This is a genomic window from Microcoleus sp. FACHB-831 (genome assembly GCF_014695585.1).
Lineage (GTDB): Bacteria > Cyanobacteriota > Cyanobacteriia > Cyanobacteriales > FACHB-T130 > FACHB-831.
The window spans coordinates 40,202-61,484 of sequence record NZ_JACJON010000025.1 but is presented as its reverse complement, the minus strand read 5'-3'; the positions used below and the strand labels follow the sequence as shown (position 1 = coordinate 61,484).

The 21,283-nt window shown below is 43.6% G+C and carries 13 protein-coding genes; 7 read left to right on the top strand and 6 right to left on the bottom strand.

Annotated elements, in window-relative coordinates; genetic code table 11:
• The first annotated feature begins 278 nt into the window (after nucleotides 1-278).
• Nucleotides 279-1,757 carry a sensor histidine kinase gene (locus tag H6F77_RS03760; protein ID WP_190485494.1) on the top strand — a complete coding sequence of 493 codons (1,479 nt, stop codon included), beginning with the start codon at nucleotides 279-281 and terminating at the stop codon, nucleotides 1,755-1,757.
• Between the two features lie 28 nt (nucleotides 1,758-1,785).
• Here H6F77_RS03760 and H6F77_RS03755 read toward each other — a convergent pair whose 3' ends face one another.
• Both H6F77_RS03755 and H6F77_RS03750 read right to left on the bottom strand, forming a co-directional pair.
• Nucleotides 1,786-2,205, bottom strand: a complete 420-nt coding sequence (locus H6F77_RS03755) for a pentapeptide repeat-containing protein (protein WP_242021876.1) — start codon at nucleotides 2,203-2,205, stop codon at nucleotides 1,786-1,788.
• Nucleotides 2,206-2,605: 400 nt separating this feature from the next.
• Nucleotides 2,606-3,205 (bottom strand): hypothetical protein, encoded by a 600-nt coding sequence (locus H6F77_RS03750; RefSeq protein ID WP_190485492.1) that lies wholly within the window; start codon nucleotides 3,203-3,205, stop codon nucleotides 2,606-2,608.
• A gap of 293 nt (nucleotides 3,206-3,498) precedes the next feature.
• Here H6F77_RS03750 and H6F77_RS03745 point away from each other — a divergent pair, with 293 nt between their 5' ends.
• Nucleotides 3,499-4,107 carry a class I SAM-dependent methyltransferase gene (locus H6F77_RS03745; RefSeq protein WP_309228794.1) on the top strand — a complete coding sequence of 203 codons (609 nt, stop codon included), beginning with the start codon at nucleotides 3,499-3,501 and terminating at the stop codon, nucleotides 4,105-4,107.
• Nucleotides 4,108-4,386: 279 nt separating this feature from the next.
• Here H6F77_RS03745 and H6F77_RS03740 read toward each other — a convergent pair whose 3' ends face one another.
• Both H6F77_RS03740 and H6F77_RS03735 read right to left on the bottom strand, forming a co-directional pair.
• Complete coding sequence (locus H6F77_RS03740) at nucleotides 4,387-5,019, bottom strand: DUF8692 domain-containing protein (RefSeq protein WP_190485490.1); 633 nt, start codon at nucleotides 5,017-5,019, stop codon at nucleotides 4,387-4,389.
• A 158-nt stretch (nucleotides 5,020-5,177) separates the two neighbouring features.
• Nucleotides 5,178-6,365 (bottom strand): PEP-CTERM sorting domain-containing protein, encoded by a 1,188-nt coding sequence (locus H6F77_RS03735; protein WP_190485488.1) that lies wholly within the window; start codon nucleotides 6,363-6,365, stop codon nucleotides 5,178-5,180.
• Nucleotides 6,366-6,818: 453 nt separating this feature from the next.
• Between H6F77_RS03735 and H6F77_RS03730 the strand changes: the two genes are divergently transcribed.
• The 5 genes from H6F77_RS03730 to H6F77_RS03710 all read left to right on the top strand — a co-directional run bounded on the left by H6F77_RS03730 (nucleotide 6,819) and on the right by H6F77_RS03710 (nucleotide 19,673).
• Nucleotides 6,819-9,401: a PAS domain-containing sensor histidine kinase gene (locus H6F77_RS03730; protein WP_190485486.1), complete on the top strand. Its 2,583-nt coding sequence runs from the start codon at nucleotides 6,819-6,821 to the stop codon at nucleotides 9,399-9,401.
• Between the two features lie 855 nt (nucleotides 9,402-10,256).
• A complete protein-coding gene (locus H6F77_RS03725) occupies nucleotides 10,257-15,566 on the top strand; it encodes an AAA family ATPase (protein ID WP_190485484.1) in 5,310 nt (1,769 codons plus the stop codon).
• Between the two features lie 93 nt (nucleotides 15,567-15,659).
• The gene (locus H6F77_RS03720; RefSeq protein ID WP_190485482.1) at nucleotides 15,660-16,238 is read left to right on the top strand and encodes a slr1658 family protein; all 579 of its coding nucleotides are present in this window, start codon (nucleotides 15,660-15,662) and stop codon (nucleotides 16,236-16,238) included.
• Between the two features lie 43 nt (nucleotides 16,239-16,281).
• Nucleotides 16,282-16,626 (top strand): slr1659 superfamily regulator, encoded by a 345-nt coding sequence (locus H6F77_RS03715; protein WP_190485480.1) that lies wholly within the window; start codon nucleotides 16,282-16,284, stop codon nucleotides 16,624-16,626.
• A gap of 581 nt (nucleotides 16,627-17,207) precedes the next feature.
• Nucleotides 17,208-19,673: an adenylate/guanylate cyclase domain-containing protein gene (locus H6F77_RS03710; RefSeq protein WP_190485476.1), complete on the top strand. Its 2,466-nt coding sequence runs from the start codon at nucleotides 17,208-17,210 to the stop codon at nucleotides 19,671-19,673.
• A gap of 124 nt (nucleotides 19,674-19,797) precedes the next feature.
• On the opposite strand, the gene H6F77_RS03705 is transcribed toward H6F77_RS03710, so the two are convergent.
• Both H6F77_RS03705 and ychF read right to left on the bottom strand, forming a co-directional pair.
• Nucleotides 19,798-20,151: a phage holin family protein gene (locus H6F77_RS03705; protein WP_190485474.1), complete on the bottom strand. Its 354-nt coding sequence runs from the start codon at nucleotides 20,149-20,151 to the stop codon at nucleotides 19,798-19,800.
• Nucleotides 20,152-20,177: 26 nt separating this feature from the next.
• A complete protein-coding gene (gene ychF / locus H6F77_RS03700; protein WP_190485472.1) occupies nucleotides 20,178-21,269 on the bottom strand; it encodes a redox-regulated ATPase YchF in 1,092 nt (363 codons plus the stop codon).
• Nucleotides 21,270-21,283 lie beyond the last annotated feature (14 nt).

Genomic DNA, 21,283 nt, shown 5'->3' with positions numbered 1-21,283 from the left:
TGATGAATGAATTAAGAGTTTCATAATTGTTCGCAATCTGCCGTTACCCATCCCAGAACGCTAGGTAATGCGGATGCATGCGCTGGATATTTTATCAGTAATTTTAGCTACGTCAGCGATCGCGATCGCAACATTTTGCCTATGCGATCGCAAAACACGCGGACTAAGGTCACTGAGTAATTACTTAGAGATCACAATACTAAAGATAGGGGCATCACCCAGTAAAAACACGGAAAGTGCAATACTGGCAGTTGGGCGACTAAATACTGAGAAATCCCATGTTCCTAAGCCGTAACAGTTTGCCAGCTGAGGCTTCCAGCTGGGTAGAGCGCTTTGAAAAAGTCCAGCGAAACCTCATCAACCGCACCCAAGAGTTGCAACTTGCCAACCGAGATTTAGCCAAACAAATTGCCGAACGGCAATTGATGGAGTCTGCTTTGCGGCAAGCGGAAGAAAAGTATCGCAGCATTTTTGAGAATGCCGTAGAGGGTATCTTCCAAAGTACGCCTGCTGGGAACTATATCAGCGCTAATCCAGCCCTGGCACGCATCTACGGCTATGATTCCCCAGAGGAACTTAGCGAGAATCTACAAGATATCGGGCGGCAGCTTTACGTCGATCCGAAACGGCGAGAGGAGTTCTTGCGCCTGCTAGAAGAAAACGATCGAGTGTCTGAATTCGAGTCTCAGGTATATCGCAAAGACGGCAGCATAATCTGGATTTCTGAGAATGCGCGGGCAGTGCGCGATCGCACAGGCAAACTGCTTTACTCCGAAGGTTTCGTCACCGACATCACCAAGCGCAAATCCGTTGAGGACACCTTGCGCCAATCGGAAGCAAAATTCAAACAACAAGCAGAACAGCTAGAACACACCCTGCACGAACTTCAACAAACCCAAGGGCAGCTAATTCAGAGCGAAAAAATGTCCAGTCTGGGTCAACTGGTTGCGGGTGTCGCCCACGAAATTAATAACCCCGTCAACTTTGTTTGCGGCAATCTCATCCATGCCAGCCAATATGGCCAGGATCTGCTAAACCTCATACAGCTCTACCAGCAACACTACCCCAATCCCATATCTGAGATTGAGGAAGAAGCCGAAAACATAGATTTCGATTTCCTCAAAGAAGACTTTCCTAAAACCCTATCTTCGATGCAAGTGGGAGCCGACCGCATCCGGCAAATTGTCCAGTCGCTGCGGAACTTCTCGCGGATTGACGAGGCTCAGATGAAGCCCGTTGATATTCATGAAGGTATTGATAGTACGCTGCTAATTCTGCACAGCCGGATTAAACCCAAAGGAATTGCAAATCCGGGGATTTGCGTGATCAAAGAGTACGGCGATTTGCCCAAGGTGGAGTGTTATGCAGGACTCCTCAATCAAGTTTTCATGAATCTTTTGTCTAATGCGATTGAGGCCTTGGATGATTACAACAATGAGCGAAACTGCTGTGGAGGAAATGGGATAACACCCGCAGAAATGCAACAACATCCCAGCACAATCCGGATTATCACCGAAGTTATAGACCGCGACTGGGTGGCTATCCGGATTGTTGATAATGGGCCTGGGATGTGTGAAGAAGTCAAGGGGCGGATATTTGACCCCTTCTTTACCACCAAACCTGTAGGCAAAGGTACAGGTCTAGGTCTGGCAATCAGTTATCAAATTGTTGTGGAAAAACATCACGGCAATCTCAGGTGTAATTCTGTACCAGAACAGGGAACAGAATTTGTTATCGAGATTCCACTGGTACAGTAGAGTTTTCAGCGGCGTGGATTTGTGCAGATCATTCCGCTTGTTCAGGCATCACCGTACCTTCGAGTTTTGCTCCCGTGAGAGAAGCACCCCAGAGATTTGCGCCTTCCAAGTTAGCGTTAGTAAGGTCTGCCTGGGTGAGGTCTGCCATTTTTAGATTTGCTCCGCGCAAGTCAGCCTCCCTTAGCTTTGCTTTAAACAGATTCGCTCCATTTAAGTTGGCTGCTCTGAGATTAGCCCCCGTGAGATTTGCCGCGCTTAGAGATGCCTCATTCAAGAATGCTTCGCTGAGATTGGCTCCACTTAGATCGGCTTCGCTAAAAGCGCCCTCCCTAAAGTTTGCCCCACTCAAATTCGCTCCCTTGAGGGACATTCCAATCAAGTCTGCCCCTTTAAAATCGCGATCGCCTGCTCCGTAGCGCGTTAGCAGTTCATCTGCATCCATCAGCATCAGTTTCTGTATGTCGTTTAGGGTAGTTTTACATAAATGTATGCTCTTATGAATTATCAAGGATAACTTCTACGTTTATTAATGCTGGGAGCATCACACCTGTGTATGCGCCTGCTCAAGGGGCATACACAGATTTTATGCTTCTGGCACGATTGCATCTGAGCTAAGAATTTTTTTAATTAGGCTAATTGTATAAATTTATATAAAGATATTCGAGTTATTACTTAATGTATGGCGATCGCCCCCCACTAAAGCAGCCCATAGCTTTTTTAACGGTAATAGGAACTAAAGACGCGGGTAAAATGTCTCCTAGTGTGTATGTCTAGAGCTTGTTGAAAAATTGACAGGCTTCCTCTGTCTCCAGACATATTTTTGTTTAGTGGATGCACCCATTGATAAATTAAGACGTAACCACGCGCGTCTTGGCTTTTTCTAGGAACTCAAGAATCGAAGGAGGTTTAGCACCAGATGCAATCATCCGCTGCACGTCGCCCACCAGCAATTTTGGCACGTATCGGCGGTTACTTTTGCCACTGCGGTAATAACCGTATCGATACTGTCTAACTGAACCGTCGAAGTTTCGCTCTTCTTCTATCCAGCCAGTTCCGCGTACCCCAGAGGTACTAAAAATGAAGCAGGTAACTGCCCCAGCTTCCTGAAGCAAGTGCGACTGCTCTTCAGAGAGCGCCACAATCTCAGCCTGGATTTGTAGCTGTCTTGCGGGGGAGGCATCCTTTAGCTCGGTTACTAATCTCTGCTGTTCCTGCAATATTGCAGTGAGGCGAACCTCTGGTGATTGTTCTTTCGGCATAGAAGTTACCAGCAGTAGAGCTATTGATACCAGTTTGAGGATGATCCCCGGTACGGCAGACGTTATTTGCACCTGGTGGCGTCTGCCGTTTGAGTAACTATTGTCCCATCTGAGCAAGCAATGAATAGTTTGCAACACGTCACAGTACCGCATCGTGTCCACGCATACCATCTTTTGACTTCGCTGCATCCTTTGGCTACAAGAGCCTTATTGGTGGAAACTGAAGTAGATGCAACTAGGTTGCCAGCGGTCTCGATGAGGGCAGGTGGGGGAGTAAGACTATATACATTAAAACTAAAGAACATAACAAATGCACCCATTTTCTATTTTCAACGATCTTGACGCGCATCGGGAGAAAACACCCCCGATCCACCCCAGATTGATTTTCTAACCAGTGAACTGATACTGGTAGAGGTATGTGACACCTCGCGCGTGAAAATCTCATGGTTAATAATATGGTTATGACGGAGCAGCTAAGGGTTGTGAGACCATCAGGACATCTGTGGTTTTACCCGACTCCTGAATGGGCAACAGCAGAGCTTCTCCCCAGACTGCCGCTAGAAAATGGGGATGTGATTCTGGAACCCTGCGCTCAAGACAATGCGATCGCCAAGGTCATCAAGGATTTCTCGAATAACATCCAAGTATTTACCAACGACATTGACGCCCAGCAGCAGGCTGATTTTCACTTTGATATGACTTTGCACCAGTCATGGCAGTCTATAGTGAGCATGACTGGGGGGTTTGATTGGGTAATTGGGAATCCGCCCTTCTTCTCCGATCCGCTTCCCGGCGGTAAGCGAGGTAAGCCCATCGTTCATATAATCGTGCAATTGGCTTACCAGTACGCTAGAAAAGGCGTTGTGTTTCTACTGAAAAAGTCTTTCACTGAACCTGTGAGCTATAGACGTTCGTGGCTTTCGACTCACAGCCGCGAGCAGTTTCTAGAACTGCGCTTGCAGCGCATCCGCTTCAACAACGACTTGAAACGCGATGAAGTTGCTTGCGATTGGTATGGATGGCAACACGGGCACCCTGGCGGATTCGTACCCGAATACATCTATAAGGGGTCTAATGATTGTGGATACTAAAAAAAGGAGCGAATTTTCTCCCGATCTCAGGCATCTATCTGCATCTCACTTTAAATCTGCAATGGTTTCGTTACGCATTTTGATGCAAGGCTTGTGCTAGTCGATGTGTTCCCTTGATGCACTTGCTGGCGATTCTTGTAGGGTTCAGGCGCTTGGGTGCGCGGAAGAGGCGGACGGCACCCAGGCGGCTTGGCTAAATTTTTACCAATCATAGTAAGTTGCGATTGGCGCGTATTTTACGATTCGTGGTGCGTTTTCTGGTTCGTCAACACTCAAGGCTTAGTAATTAACAGAGGAATCTACTTTTCGATTGAGCGATCGCAATACTTCCCCGTAGCACACATAGCAAAAATAAAGTGCAACATTGAGTTCGCTAAACAACTTGGGTACGCCCTCTAGCAGGATGGGCAGCCCATCACCGCGTAACTTTAAAGAATCTATAGCGATCGCAAAGAACAATAACCCCATGCCACTCAACAGCAGCATATAGGGCGTTGACTTTATTTGCCTTTTGAATGCGAACCCGTATGCTACGGCAACACTGGCGAATACAAAGCTAGTTATCAGCTTATGAACGCCAGCTTGTACAAGCAGAAAGATGTGAATCCGAAAAATTTCATTGAGGAGAAAACCACCCGTTACTAGCGCCGAACACAAAATAAACACATTTTCTTTACGCCGGGGCTGGATAGTTCTTAGCAATGCGAAACTAAATGCACAAACTATCGCTGGGACAGCACACAATAATTGGAACGTATGGGTTAACAGACCAATACTAATAGCTTTTGGTGCAATAGGTGGAGAAAATAAAACTCCTGCTGAGGGGCCAAAAGACTTGGTATAGAGGATCAGAGCAAGAACTAATAAAAAAGATAAAATATTAAGCCAAAAAACAGATTTGTAAGTTGTCATAACCTAAATACAACCGCAACGCCTCAATAGTGATACACGAGCGTAGCAGTTAGTTACGAAAAACCCATTACAAACACTTGCCCTGCCATTACCCGCTAAAAACAATAGGAGAGCTGCGTGACACAACTCTCCTATGACTTTAGAAATTCTAGTTAGGGTTAACTATCGTTACTGCTATTGGTTAAGCTAGATTTTTGCTTGCGTCGCAAACCTGAAGCCGCCCCGAATGCGCCAAAGGCCAACAAACCCAACGCAGAAGCTGGCTCAGGTACGGGCTTGGGTTCAGCAACCGGATTCAACAGGAAAGCACGCTTTTTACCGTTAATTGTGCCTTGACCAACAATCTGCCCAACATCGTTAATCCCTGTTGCTTCTGTTAAAAACCAGCCAGAGTCATTGGAGATGAATTTGTTGAGATCAAAAATATTCCCGTTTTCCCAGAAAAAGGCTCGTTGTTCTACTAATTGGCCAAATTGAGCAAGACCTGAGAAACCCACTATTTGGCCTAAGTTATTGATTGCCCTAGCTCCGTTAAACGGCCTTTCTCCCTCCTCTGGTCGGGAAGAATACAGCGTACCCAGGGAAATGCCCGAGCCGTTAAACGGTTTGAAGAAAGCGCTATCGCAAAGACACGGCGCATTTTCTGTGCCAGCTACATTGCCAAACTCATTAACGGCAGCCCTTTGGCTTAGACCATAAGACCCGCTAACACCGCTGATGTACTGACCGTTTTGCCAAAGATCAATACCGCTGCTCATAGGAGAATTAGTGTAAGAATAGACCACCTGACCCGCGTTGTTGATGCTCAGGGCTTCGCTGCGAGGACAGAAATCCAAAGGGCCGAGGTCTTCATCGCGGCAGAGGTTTCGCTTTCCTGTCTGGTTGCTCCAGATGAATGCACGCCCATCCGAACCGCCGACTACTTGGCCGTTGTCGTTGATGTCGTTGGCTTGGCTGATGCTGCTGGTCGGGTCGATATCTTGTATTTGGCCATTTTCCGGCCATAAAACGGCGTGTTGTTGGTCGCTGGCTGTTGTTGACCAGCCAACTATGTCGCCATTGTTGTTGATGCTCCTCGCTTCGCTGGCGTTACCTCCGGGCAGCGTGCCGAGGTTGGTCATTGCATTGTTTTCCCACAAGAAGCCTCGTTGTGCCCCGCTACTGGTGTACGACCAGCCGACTACTTGGCCTGAGTTGTTGATGGCGTTGGCGTAGCTTTCTTCGCCCCCCAGCGTACCCAAGTCGGTAATTGAATAAAAAGAGGCTGCTTTTACGGGTGTAATGGTTCCCAGAGTAAGTAAGGCGGCTCCGGCTGTAGTTATTGACAGCTTTTTCATAATCGACATGGCGTACATCCCTCAATTGCTACAGGCTCTTGCAGAAGGGGAATACGGCACGGCGCTTTGTTAACCGTTCCAGGTAGGCGGTGTCGATTATTCTCCCTCTTCTCAGTATTTTCCGTTATGCTGTACAGCTTAATGGCTTATTTTTACTGAATCTTTAAAAAGGCGCTGTGTAAGAAGCTTATTTAAAATTTGGATAAAGTAGTATTTTTCACTTTTTAGAGCGAACTTGCTGGCAATTACCTGATATTTGGAAAAATTTAAGTATTTATACACTACAAGGTAGACGCGCGATCGCATGACAGGTTGCTCTATTCGCAGTATGCATTTATACCAGCATGGGTCAGAAAATATGTCTTTCGTATATATAAGAAATATTACTTAGGCTAGATGTTAAAACTAAAAGGAACTAAGTAAATTTACCAGATAATCCCCTTGTGTCTTAGGAAAGAAGCAGTGATACCGAACAGTTCGCAAACCTCTCAGTTTCTAGTCAAAACAACGACACGTCAAGATCTAGAAACTCAAGTATGCGAAGAAGGCGAGCAGCTTTTGCAGGCAGTATTTAACAACGCCACAATGGGGATCGTGGTTCTGGACGTAGATTTAACAATAGTGGAGGTAAACCCGACTTTAGCGCAGTGGCTAGGTTACAGCGCTATTGAGATGCAGGGACGATGTTTAGGCGAGTTTATCTCAAAAGAAGAAGCGATCGCGGATAAAAAACTATACCGAGAAGTTGTGGTGGGAGAGAGAGATTCCTACCAAGTTGAAAAGCGTTTTTGCTGTCGAGAAGGTCAGTGGTTGTGGGCAAATTTGACCGTTTCTCTGGTGCGGAATGCGAAAGGTAAACCGCAGTATGTCATGGCTTTAGTCGAAAATGTCACGTCTCGCCATCTGATGCAGGCAGAGATTGAGCAGCAAACACAAATTTTCGACAGCATACTTTCGGCATTACCAGACTATATTTATGTATGCGATCGCGCTGGGAAATACATCTATGTCAACTCTTCAGGTGCAGCTGCTTTTGGGTTAGCGAAACATGAAATACTAGGGAAAAATTGGCAAGAGCTAAATTTCTCCTATCGCCTTACAGACGGCTTAAAAACAGATATGGAAGCGGTGTTTAAGCGAGGCAAAGCAATAAAAGGTGAAATCGATTTTCTAACCGTTGATGGAACCGCGCACTCAGAGTATTTGCTAAGTCCAGTTGCCAGCAACGATGGGGGAATTGAAGCAGTAGTTGTTACAATTCGAGACAAGAGCGATCGCAAGCAAATACAGGAAGCCCTGGAAGACAGCGAACAAAAGTTTCAAAAATTGGCAGCGAATGTGCCGGGAGTTATTTATCAGTTTTTACGCCATCCAGATGGTTCCAGTTCGTTTGTTTATGTTAGTTCCGGGTGTCGTGAATTATACGAATTAGAGCCAGAGGAGATTCAGCAAAATAGTAACTTGATGTGGGAACGAATTCATCCCGATCACCTGCAATCATTGCAGCAATCCATAGAGGTTTCTTGTAAAACAATGATGCCTTGGAATTGGGAAGGAAAAATCGTTTTGCCATCTGGAAAGATCAAGTGGATTCAAGGAGCTTCTCGTCCGGAAAGACAAGCAAACGGGGATATACTTTGGGATGGGTTAATCGTAGATATTAGCGATCGCAAGCTAGTCGAGTCAGTTTTACAGCATTACCAGCAACGCCTAGAAGAAATTGTATCGCTAAGGACTGCCGCCCTCACAAACGCTAATTTGCAACTGCAACAGGAAATCGCAGAACGAAAGCTGGCTGAGGAAGAAAGACAAAAACAGGAAGACCTGTATCGCACCCTTGCTAAGAATTTCCCTAACGGTGCCGTATTTTTATTTGACTTAGATTTGCGCTTTACGATTGCAGAAGGAATGGGTTTAGCGGAAGTCGGCCTTTCAAAACAATTATTAGAAGGAAAGACAATACAGGAAGTTTTTCCGCCAGACTGTTATGCTCAAGTCGAGCCTTATTATCGTGCAGCACTAGCAGGAAAAGCAACAGTCTTTGAACAAGCGTGCGGTGAGATAATTTATCAGGTGCATGCTATACCCGTAAAAAACGATCGGGGAGAGGTTTTTGCTGGGATGATAGTGGCGCAAGACATTACTATTGCCAAGCACGCGGAAGCTCAACTCAAAGAACAAGCAACCGAACTGCAACAAGCTCTGCAAGATCTGAAACAAACGCATCTGCAACTCGTTCACAGCGAGAAAATGTCATCTTTAGGCCAATTATTGGCCGGAGTAGCGCACGAAATTAATAACCCAGTAAACTTTATTTACGGCAATATCACCCACGCTAGTCAATATACATCTGACCTTTTAGGTTTGTTGCAACTTTATCAACAACAGTACCCCCATTCGACACCAGAGATCGAGGATGAAATACAGGCAATTGACTTAGATTTCCTTGTTAAAGATTTGCCTAAATTGCTTTCGTCTATGAAAGTGGGAGCTGAGCGTATTAGCGAAATTGTACTGTCGCTGCGTAACTTCTCGCGCAGCGACGAAGCAGCGATGAAAGTTGTTGATATTCACGAAGGTTTAGACAGTACGTTGCTGATGCTGCAAAATCGTATTAAGGCCAAACCCGAACATCCCGCGATCGTGCTGATTAAAGATTATGGCAAACTCCCTTTAGTTGAGTGCAATCCCGGACAGATTAATCAGGTGTTTATGAATCTCATTAGCAATGCACTTGATGCTTTAGAGGAGTCCATAGGCTCCACCCAAACTGCACCTTGCATCCAGATTCGTACTGAAGTGATAGAAGGCGCTACGGTAGCTATTAAGATTGCAGATAATGGTTCTGGGATGAAAGAGGAAGTACGCCGTCGGCTATTTGACCCGTTTTTTACGACAAAGCCGATAGGTAAAGGAACCGGATTGGGGTTATCTATCAGCCACGAAATCGTAGTAGAAAAACACGTCGGTAAGTTGTATTGTCAGAGTGAATTAAGCAAAGGAACTGAGTTTACAATTGAAATTCCTATAAAGCACAAGCAATAACGCACTTAACACGGCAAGGCGCGGCGAACTATGGATAATTTTTTGCTTTTTTGCAGAAGAATGGGTTAATTAGTCTTAGCAAAATATAAGATTCATAGTGGGGAAAAGGTGATTCTAGTTAGTGATGGCTTGCAAGCAATAAGTTATCGAACAACAGATTGTGTAGGAAGTTGGCAAAACACATTTAACTTTTGCCAATGGCGGATCTGGTCTCTCAACACAACCTACAATAGGATATTTTTTAATTGAGTTAGTGTAATTATTTCCGCCATATTCGCTTGATTATATCTAAAAGATTAATTCCCAATAAAACCAATACAAATGTCTTTTCAAGTACAGATTTTATTTAAAAATTGCTATACCCATGATGGCCGCTCCTATTTCTCCTACTTTTTATAGTAATGACAATAGAAAAATCAGCAAAACTCCTCTCTGAAAAGATGCAGTAGCAACCTGAAATAAGAAAGGGGATGCACTGAAACTAGATGCTATATCGGTGAAATACTATAGGTAGGTTAGTGTGAATTCTAATCTAGGCTTTGTCAGCAGCGCTTTGGATGTTATCTTAATCTATATTTAACTACATACCTAGCTGCTAGCGGTTGCTAGGATGTTTAGCTATTGGTGCATCTAAGAAGGTATTAATTTTAACTTGCGCTTCCAATGGAAGCGCAGGTTGCTTCTCCACTTCTTGAATTAAAAAATTTTCTGATGAGTGCAATATTAACTGAATTGGTTAACTGGAGCGCTCAATACAAAAAATTAGATAAGCAGGGATAATAGATATCTTTGCTCAAAACGCGATCGCCTATCATTTCAATCTTTACTTAACCTCCTACTTTAGAAAAACCAAAAATGCTTCAGATTGACGGCTACCAGATTCTCAGGCAAATCTATGAAAGCAGCAATTCAATAGTTTATCGGGGCATCCGACAGGAGGATAAGCAAGCTGTTATCCTTAAGCTTCTCAAACAAGATTATCCCACGCCGAATGAACTTAATCGATATAAACAGGAATATGCGATCGCACGCAATCTGAATCTGGATGGAGTAGTTAAAGCGTATAGCTTAGAACCCTATCAGAGAACTTTAGTCATCATCCTTGAAGATTTTGGCGCGTCATCTTTAAAGCAATTAATAGATGGGCAACCTTTGGCGCTAAAGGAGTTTCTTAGTATTGCTATCAAAACGGCTGAAACTTTGAGCCATATTCATACTGCCAATATTATCCACAAAGATATCAACCCCGCCAACATAGTATTTAACCTAGAAACAGGGATTCTCAAAATCATTGATTTTGGAATTTCTACAGTATTTACTCGCGAAAATCCTACACTGAAAAATCCCAATCTTTTAGAAGGCACTTTAGCCTATATGTCACCGGAGCAAACGGGACGGATGAACCGAACTCTTGATTACCGCACCGACTTTTATTCCCTCGGCGTCACCTTCTATGAATTGCTTACCGGACGGCTACCGTTTGAAACTACCGATGCTTTAGAGTTAGTGCATTGTCATATTGCTAAACAGCCTCTCACCCCCCACCAAGTTAATCCAGAGATTCCCTTAGCCGTTTCAGACATTGTTATGAAATTAATGGCAAAGACGGCGGAGGAGCGATATCAAAATGCCTATGGAATAAGAGCTGATTTGGAAGAATGCCTGAATCAGTTACAGGCAAAAGGCAAAATTGATGACTTTGCTCTCGCCTCTCAAGATATTTCCAATAAATTTCAAATTCCTCAAAAGCTCTATGGAAGAGAGCGAGAAATTGACACTTTACTAAGCGCTTTTGAGCGCGTGACTTCGGGCAAAAGCGAACTGATGCTGATTGCTGGTTATTCTGGCATCGGCAAGTCAGCTTTGGTGCAAGAGCTGTATAAACCTATTACCCAAAAGCGTGGGTATTTCATTTCAGGAAAATTTGATCAGTATCAACGCAACATTCCTTATAGTGCCGTTGTTAACGCTTTTCAAGGATTAGTCAAACAACTTTTAACGGAAAGTGAAGAACAGCTTAAAGGGTGGCGGGAGAAACTTGTAGCCGCTTTGGGGATAAATGGTCAAGTCATTATTGACGTAATTCCTGAAGTGGAATTAATTATCGGCAAGCAACCCCCGGTACCAGAACTTAACCCGACAGAAATCCAGAATCGCTTTAATTTAGTGTTCCAGAACTTCATCAAAATCTTTACCAACCCAGAACACCCATTGGCGATATTTCTGGACGACTTACAGTGGGCAGATGGCGCATCTCTGAAGCTTATGCAACTGCTGATGAACGCTTCGTACCAAGGACTATTTTTAATTGGCGCGTATCGAGATAATGAAGTTTCTTCGGCTCATCCGTTAATGTTGACAATAGAGGAAATTAGCAAAAACAGAGCAATTGTCGAGCGAATTTCTCTGCTTCCTTTGGCTTTATCCACCATTACTCACCTAATTGCAGATACTCTCAACTGTTCTGAAGAAAGTGCCCAGCCCTTAGCCGAATTAGTGCTTTTTAAAACAGGCGGCAATCCCTTCTTTATGAATGAGTTTCTCAAATCCCTTTATACCGAAAAATTGTTAGAGTTTGACTCTCAGACTCTTAGGTGGCAGTGGGATTTAGATCAAATTAAAGCGCGGGGATTCACTGATAACATTGTCGAGCTGATGACCCTAAAGATTCAAAAGCTGCCAGAGAATACACAACAGATCTTAAAGCTAGCAGCCTGCATGGGCAATCAGTTTGATTTGCAAATGCTAGCAACCCATCGTGAAAAATCCCTGCGAGAAATGGTTAATGACTTGCACGCAGCGGTTGCCGAAGGTTTAGTTATGTCCCCAGGTAATAGGAGTGATTTAGAAGTAGCTCTGAGCGAGCAAGAATCCAACGATAACACATTAACACCCACCAATTACCCATTACCCGAATACAAATTTGTTCATGACAGAATTCAGCAGGCATCTTATTCGCTGATTCCCGAACAGGACAAGCCACTCATCCATCGAAAAATTGGGCAACTGCTCCTGCAAAATACTTCTTACGACCATCGAGAAGAAAAAATTTTTGATATTGTTAATCAACTAAATTTTGGGATTGAACTCATTTCTATTCAGTCAGAAAGAGATGAATTGGCTCAGTTAAATCTCATAGCTGGCAAGAAAGCGAAAGCATCGGCAGCATATGAGCCAGCCTTAAATTACTTGCAAGTTGGCATAAAATTGTTGGGGGAAAAAGGCTGGCAGACGCAGTATGACTTGACATTGACACTCTATGTAGAAGCAGCAGAGGCGGCGTACCTTAGTGGTGGCTTTGAGCAGATGGAGAGTTTAGTTCAAATCGTGCTGCAAAGAGCAAAAACAGTCCTAGACAAAGTGAAAGTTATTGAAGTAAAAATTCTTGCCCTAATTGCCCAGACAAAGCTAGAGCAGGCAGTTGATGCAGGAGTGGAAATTTTGAGGCAGTTGAGGGTGAAACTACCCCAAAAGCCTAACAATCTGAATATCTTGATGGGATTAGTAGAAACCAAGTCAGTATTAGCAGTTAAACGGATTTCAGACTTAGCGAATCTACGCCAGATGAGCGCTCCTTACAAATTAGCAGCGCTGCGTATCCTATCGAGAATAGTTTCACCAGCCTTTATTGCTGCACCTACATTTCTACCCTTAATTGCGTTTAAGCAGGTGATTCTGTCTGTCAAACATGGTAATAGCGCTGAGTCTATCTATGCTTACGCTATCTATGGCTTAATTTTGTGTGGAGTTGTAGGAGATATTGAAGCGGGTTATGAATTTGGTCAGCTGGCGTTGAGGTTGCTGGAGCAATTTAATGCCAGAGAATTCAAAACTAAAGCGCTCTTTATAACCAATGGCTTTATCGGACATTGGAAAACACCAGCTAAAGAAACGTTGCTACCTTTGTTAGAGGGTTACAAAAGTGGCCTGGAAACTGGAGATTTGGAGTATGCTGCTTATGCAGCCTTAGTTTATTGCTTCAATGCGTATCTGAGTGGCCAGGAATTATCGGAACTTGAACCCCAAATGGCAGCGTATAGTGAGGTTATGGTTCAATTGAACCAAGAACAATCTCTTAGCATGCATAAGCCATTTCACCAAGCTGTTCTTAACTTATTAGATCGTGCTGAAACCCCCTACTGTTTAATCGGAAATGCCTACGACAATCGCTCTGACTTGCCGTTGCTAATTCAAGCTAAGGCGCGAACATCAATTTTTTATGTATACCTCAATCAACTACTGCTTTGTTATCTATTTGAGCAGTATAGCGAAGCAGCATCAAATGCAGTTCAAGCCGAACAGTATCTAGATGGTGCAACCGCAACATTCACCGTTCCCTACTTCTATTTTTATGATTCTTTGGCTCAACTCTCTTTATATAAAGATACGCTAAATTTAGACAAAAAACACCGTATGTCAAAAGTTATAGCCAATCAGAAAAAGATGAAGAAATGGGCGCATCATGCCCCCATGAATCACTTGCATAAATATATATTGGTGGAGGCAGAGCGATATCGAGTTATTGGCAAAGATGCCTTAGCAATAGACTATTTTGAGAAAGCTATTGCCCTTGCTAAAGAACACGAATATATTAATGAAGCCGCCCTCGCTTACGAACTAGCTGCCAAGTTTTATTTATCTAAAGGGAGAAAAGTGAGTGCCAGAGCCTATATGCAGGAGGCTTGTTACTGCTATCAGCTATGGGGTGCTACGGCTAAGGTAAAAGATTTAGAGAGGCGATATCCTCACTTGTTAACTGCAACTGGTACGGGAATTCAAGACACCAAAAATACTACAAGATTGACAACCACTGGTTCGCGTTACTCCCTAGATATTGCTACAGTTGTCAAAGCTTCCCAGGCAATTTCTGGCGAAATTGTGCTGGAGAGATTGCTATCTAGCTTGATGAATATTTTAATTGAAAATGCGGGAGCGCAAAAAGGATATTTGATTTTGGCAAGCCAGGCAGAACTACTGATAGAAGCTGAAGGTTCAATAGATGGCGATCGCATCACCGTATTGCAGTCAATTCCCATCGATAACCGCGTACCCTCAGCAATATTAAACTATGTTGTCCGAACTCAGGAAAGTGTAGTATTAAATGATGCCGCCTCTGAAGGCCAATTTACCAACGCTCCATACATCAAAGAGCATCAGAGCAAATCTATCTTGTGCGTTCCGCTAATTAATCAAGGTCAACTCATCAGTATTGTTTATTTAGAAAATAATCTCACCGCAGGAGCCTTTACGCCCGAGCATTTGGAAGTAGTAAAAATATTATCGTCTCAAGCGGCTATCTCAATTGAAAATGCCCAACTTTATCAAACTCTAGAAGACAAAGTTAAACAGCGCACCGCTCAACTGGCTCAAGCTAATGAAGAAATTAGCGACCTCAACGATAAGCTCAAAGCGGAAAATATTCGCCTTAGTGCTGAGTTAGAAGTAACTAAGCGACTGCAACAGATGATCTTGCCCAAGCAGTCAGAAGTCGATGCAATTGAAGGGTTAGAAATAGCTGGCTTTATGGAACCAGCGGATGAAGTGGGCGGCGACTATTACGACGTTCTGCAACATGATGGTAAAGTCAAGATTAGCATAGGTGATGTTACCGGACATGGGTTAGAAAGTGGTGTATTAATGCTAATGACCCAAACCGCCGTTAGAACCCTACAAGAAAGTAATCAAACCGATCCGGTGCAATTTTTGGATATTCTCAACCGCACGATTTATCGCAATGCTCAACGCATCAATCCCTATAAAAACTTAAGTCTTTCCATTCTCGACTACGCTGACGGTATGTTGAGTATCAGCGGACAACACGAGGAAGTAATTGTGGTGCGTGCAGGAGGCCAACTTGAGCGGATTGATACAATTAGTCTGGGCTTTCCGATTGGAATGGAGGATGATATTGCCGACTTCATCGCCTCTGAACAGGTGCAGTTAAATTCAGGAGATCTAGTGGTGTTATACACCGATGGTGTTACAGAGGCGTTTGACATCAATCAAAAGCAATACGGATTAGAGAGATTATGTGAAATCGTCAGGTGCAACTGCGATCGCTCAGCACAGGAAATTACACAAGTGGTAATTGACGATGTTAAACAACATATTGGGGAGCAAAAGGTCTTTGATGATATTACTTTGGTGGTGCTTAAGCAGAAGTAGCTTGCTTGTTAGTAGTGAATAACTAAATCTGTTCCTAAGCCTATTCCGTTTCTTAAGAAGAGTTTTCCGCATAAAATACACAATTAAAGGGCCATGAATCAAATATTTGGAGATTTTCAAGAAGAGATACTTGCCAACAATAAGCTTTTTATGTTCGACTTTTTTGTTCATTCTATTCCCCTTGAGCGGCGCAAGCAGACAAGGTATTTGTCTATTGCTTTTATTACGGATTATTGGGCAACTTTATTCCCCGTCAATGAGCAAGATATCAAATCTTATGAAAGGCAATTTCATATTAAAACTGCGGTTACTTATATTGCTAATGAGTTATTAGAAAATTCAATGAAATTTCATCAAAAAAGCGTTAAACATCCAATTCAATTGGGTATGTGTCTAATTGATAAAAGATTAGTCTTAGTTACTAACAATTGCGTTAGCGAACAAATTTTGGAGAAATTCATAGATTTTATTCAGGAAATAATAAATTCCGATAGTGAGGAATTATATTTTCGTCAATTGGAAAAAGGTGCTGAGGAGAAAAGCGAAGAATCTCGGTTAGGATTTCTCAGTATGATAAACGATTATAGTGCTAAATTGGGCTGGAAAATTGAGACAATAAGCCAAGAGCCAAAAATTACAACTGTTACCACAATGGTGCAGCTAACAACGTAGATAAGATAAATTATTTAGATGGTAAGTAAGGAGATTTAATAAAATGGAAATTCAAACAAATGACTATAGGGTATCCTACGATCCAGCAACGGCAACAGTAGACTTCCAGGGTTTATTGCGGGAGAGTGGAATAGCGGATTATAAATCTATAGAGCAGTTACTTGATGAGGCGATCGCGCAGGAGCCACCGACGGTTACAATGAACCTAAAACACCTAGAATTCCTCAATAGTTCAGGAATGAGCGTACTGTCGCGGTTTGTGATTGGCGTGCGTAAGAAGAAAACTACTCAGCTAGTAGTCAAAGGCTCGAAGGGAATACCCTGGCAGGAAAAGCTTTTGGGTAACTGGCAGCGCTTGATGCCTGCTTTAACACCAGAATGGGAATAGCAATGGCTCTTGGCATCTAACATCACTTCGCCGCGCCTAACGTCCTTTTGCTTCAGCAACCTTTGTTCTTGCGGCAACTTAAATCGACACTAACGTGAAAAGCGGTTTTTAGCGGAGCGCGAGCGCGCCTTCTCACACTTTATTTATCAATTTAAAATAATTTATTAACTGAAATTTTATTAACTCACCCTACAATTCAGCCAATTTATCTAAAAAAGTTATATTTAAAAATATCACTTACCTTTAAAAAAAGACGTTATGCTCCAATTATGTTCTTTCTGAACCAACTTTCTTCTCTATTTAGAGTAGAAGTTGGTATTTTGCATTATTAAAGTGGCACAATGGCTTTCAGCGAGACTCGCTCCATCAGCAACTGTTCTCCATCAATAACTTAAAATCCTTACGGTTGATGACTATTCCAACTTGGCACCATCTTAAACCCAAGCCAAACAAAGCTAACCTCCGAGCGAGTTGCCACCATTTTTTGCGGTTCAAGCTCCACCATTTACAAAACCATTAATACCGCGTATTAAAACTTTAATGCCCTGCCCAGTTGCACCAATTAATTGATATAACAAACAATGTTAAACATACAAACTCAGGCAACAAAAGGGAACATTTTAGTTGTTGACGATACACCGGACAACCTGCGCCTTTTATCGACAGTGCTGGCTGGGGGAGGGTACGAAGTTCGCAAGGCTCTCACTGGGCAGATGGCATTGATGGCAGCTAAGACAGCTCTGCCAGATCTAATTTTGCTTGATATAAATATGCCAGGGATGAATGGCTATGAAGTATGTAGCCAACTAAAGGCAGATGAACATACTCGTGACGTTCCCGTAATTTTCATCAGCGCTTTGGATGATGTATTGGATAAAGTCAAAGGCTTTGATATCGGTGGCGTAGACTACATAACAAAACCCTTTCAGGCTCAAGAAGTAATAGCCCGGATCGAAAATCAACTGACCATTTTACGTCAGCAATCATCACTGCGGGAGCGGACAGCACAGCTCGAACAGGAAATCAAAGAACGCTTACGAGCAGAAGAAGCATCGCGCCAGAGCGAAGAAAGGTGGGAACTAGCCCTACTCGGCACGGGGGATGGCATCTTTGACTGGAATATTACTACTGGGGAAGTGTTTGCTTCGGCTCTCTTGCTAGAAATGCTCGGCTACACGGAACAAGACATCGCCTACAGCTTCGATGCATGGCTCAATCTCGTCCATCCAGAGGATATGGATCAAACAATAGCTACATTGCAAGGCCATTTAGAGCGCAAGACCCCGTTATATAGAGGTGAGTATCGCCTGCGCTGCAAAGATAGCAGCTACAAATGGATTTTGGCACGGGGGCAAGCGCAATGGGATAGAAACGGGCAACCCGTGCGGATGGTTGGCTCTCATCAGGATATCAGCGATGCCGTGGCGGCGGCTACGCAACGCAAACAAGCTGAAGAAGAAGTGCGGTTATTATCAACAATTGCTCAGGCAATTAGCGCTGCTCCAGATTTTGATACTGCTCTGGATATCGCCTTGCAGCAGGTGTGCGAAATAACCAGTTGGACTTATGGCGAAGCTTGGATTCCTACGGCTGATATGTCAGCTTTAGTATGCAGTTCCCGTTGGTATTGTCAGTTCGCGGGAATTGACCCCAATGTAGCGGAGGAGATTAGGAATTTCCGAGAATATAGCGAAGTTCTTACCTTCCTTCCCACTGAAGAGATTCCCGGACAAGTCTGGTCAACCCACAAGTCTCAGTGGGTACCTCAGTTGACTGAGATTGACGATGTTCTCCTCAGACTGGAATTGGCTACAAAATGCGGTTTAAAAGGTGGATTTGGCGTGCCGATCGTTGCTATGGGCAACAATAACGAGCCGACAGAGGAACAGAGTAATTATTTGCTCAGTTCCCAATCACCTGTTTTGGCCGTTCTAGTTTTCTTCATGCGCTCAACCAGTTCAGAGGATAAACGGTTAAGCGAGTTAGTAAATGCTGTGGCAGCTCAATCGGGGACGGTGTTGCAACAAAAGAAAGTGCAAGCAGAAATGAAGGCACTGTTTGCAGCTATGACGGATGTGGTTACTGTTAGGGATGTTTCTGGAAGGTGCCTTAATGTTATACCCACCAATACGGTGAATTTGTATAAGCCGCCAGCGGCAATGATTGGCAGAAAATTGCATGAGGATCTGCCGTCTGCGGAAGCTGATTTGATTCTCAAGGGCATTTTAGAGGCAGTATCTAGCCAAAAAACTGTCTCGATTGAATATTGCCTGCCAATTGAGGGAAAAGATGTTTGGTTGGCAGAGACTATTTCTCCCCTTAATGAAGAAAGGGCGATATTAGTTGCACGAGACATCAGCGATCGCAAACAAGCTGAGGAAGCTCTCCGTTTAGAACAACAAAAGTCAGAACAATTATTGCTGAATATTTTGCCGAAGGCGATCGCTAATCAGCTTAAAGAAAATCAAGGTGTGTTAGCCGAGCGTGGCGCAGCGATCGCTGAACAATTCAACGAAGTGACAATTATGTTTGCCGATCTTGTAGGTTTTACATCGTTATCAGCGCGATTGAAACCAATTGAGTTGGTTAACTTACTCAATGAAATTTTTTCCACATTTGATGAGCTAGCAGAAAAGTTAGGGTTAGAAAAAATCAAGACTATTGGCGATGCCTACATGGTAGCTGGTGGCTTACCCATTCCCAAACCCGATCATGCAGAGGCGATCGCAGAAATGGCACTGGCAATGCAAGCTGCGGTTAGACATTTACGCTGCGAGCAAGAGGAGAATATTCAAATCCGCATTGGCATTAATACAGGGGTTGTCGTAGCTGGAGTAATTGGCACGAAAAAATTTATCTATGATTTGTGGGGAGATGCTGTTAATGTTGCCTCGCGCATGGAATCTTCCGGTCAACCGGGAATTATTCAGGTGACAACAGCCACCTATGAGAGACTAAAGGATAAGTATGTGTTTGAGAAGCGAGGAACTATTAAAGTCAAAGGTAAGGGAGAAATGGTGACTTATTGGCTAATTGGCTCCCAGTAAGTAGAAAGTTTGGGATAAGCTGAAGTTGGCGATCGCACTCAAATTCTACACTCCTCGCAGCGAGTAAATACTAAAAAACCCGGCTTTTGGAGAAGCCGGGTTTCTTACAAAATTAGCCCGTAGACTACCTGAAACCAAGCAGGTTAAATAGTAGAGAGTTGATAATCCCTAGTGCAACTGCTCCTATCAAAGCACTCCAAATTCCCCACCGCAACCGAAATCCTTGTACTAACGCAGCAGCTAAACCAAAGATAATCCCGTTGACAACTACGGCGAATAAGCCAAAAGTTAGAAAGGTAATTGGTAAAGCTAATACTTTAATAACTGGTCCTATCAAAGCATTCACAATTCCAAAAACTGCTGCCGAAACTAGGGCTTTATTAAACCCGTCAATTTCCACTCCTGTTGGCAATTTGGAAATAATAAACAAACTAACAGAGGTGACCAGCCAAGCAATCAGAAGTTGTGTAATATTCATCTTGTGTCCTCCTTAGAGTCACTAACCTAAACGTTAAACAGGAACAGCAGTACATCGCCTTCTTTAACGACGTACTCTTTACCTTCACTGCGTACTAAACCTTTTTCTTTTGCAGTTTTCATCGAACCCGTTGCAACTAAATCTTCATAAGCTACAGTCTCCGCCCGGATAAATCCGCGCTCAAAATCAGTATGAATTACACCAGCCGCCTGCGGTGCTACCATCCCCGCTGTAATCGTCCAAGCGCGGCTTTCCTGGGGGCCAGTAGTAAAATAAGTACGCAAACCTAATAGTTCATAAGTGGCGCGAATCAAAGATTTCAAGCCGCCTTCTTCCACACCCAAAGATGCCAGAAAATCTGCTCGGTCTTCATCGGGTAATTCCACCAATTCTGCTTCCACTTGAGCAGAAACAATGACAACTTGAGCATTTTCCGCAGAGGCAATTTGCCGCACTTGCTCTACATATTTGTTACCAGTAGCCAAATCATCCTCAGACACATTGGCTGCATAGATAATTGGTTTGCCACTAAGCAATCCCAACCCCTTAATTGACTCGGCTTCTTCTTCGGTTAATTTAGCCTGTCGTGCTGGCTTGCCTTCATTCAACAAAGCGGTTAATTTTTCCAACGCTGTGACTTCAATTTGGCCGTCTTTGTTGCCACGAGCTTGTTTGCGGGCGCGATCTATCCTCTTCTCTACTTGCGATAAATCGGCTAAAACTAACTCCAAATTGATTATTTCTATATCTCGCGCCGGATCGACAGAACCGGAAACGTGGATAATATCATCATTTTCAAAACAGCGCACTACATGGACAATCGCATCCACTTCTCGAATGTGCGATAAAAATTTATTGCCCAGTCCCTCTCCCTGACTTGCGCCTTTTACTAAACCCGCAATATCTACAAACTCAACTCTTGTAGGCACAATTTGCTTAGAGGCGGATATCTTAGCCAGAGCATTTAGACGCTCATCTGGCACGGAGACGACACCGACATTGGGTTCAATCGTGCAAAAAGGAAAATTTGCCGCCTCAGCCTTAGCATTAGCAACGAGGGCATTAAATAGGGTAGATTTTCCAACGTTGGGCAGTCCAACAATTCCGGCTCTTAGCATTTTGGGTTTTAGAT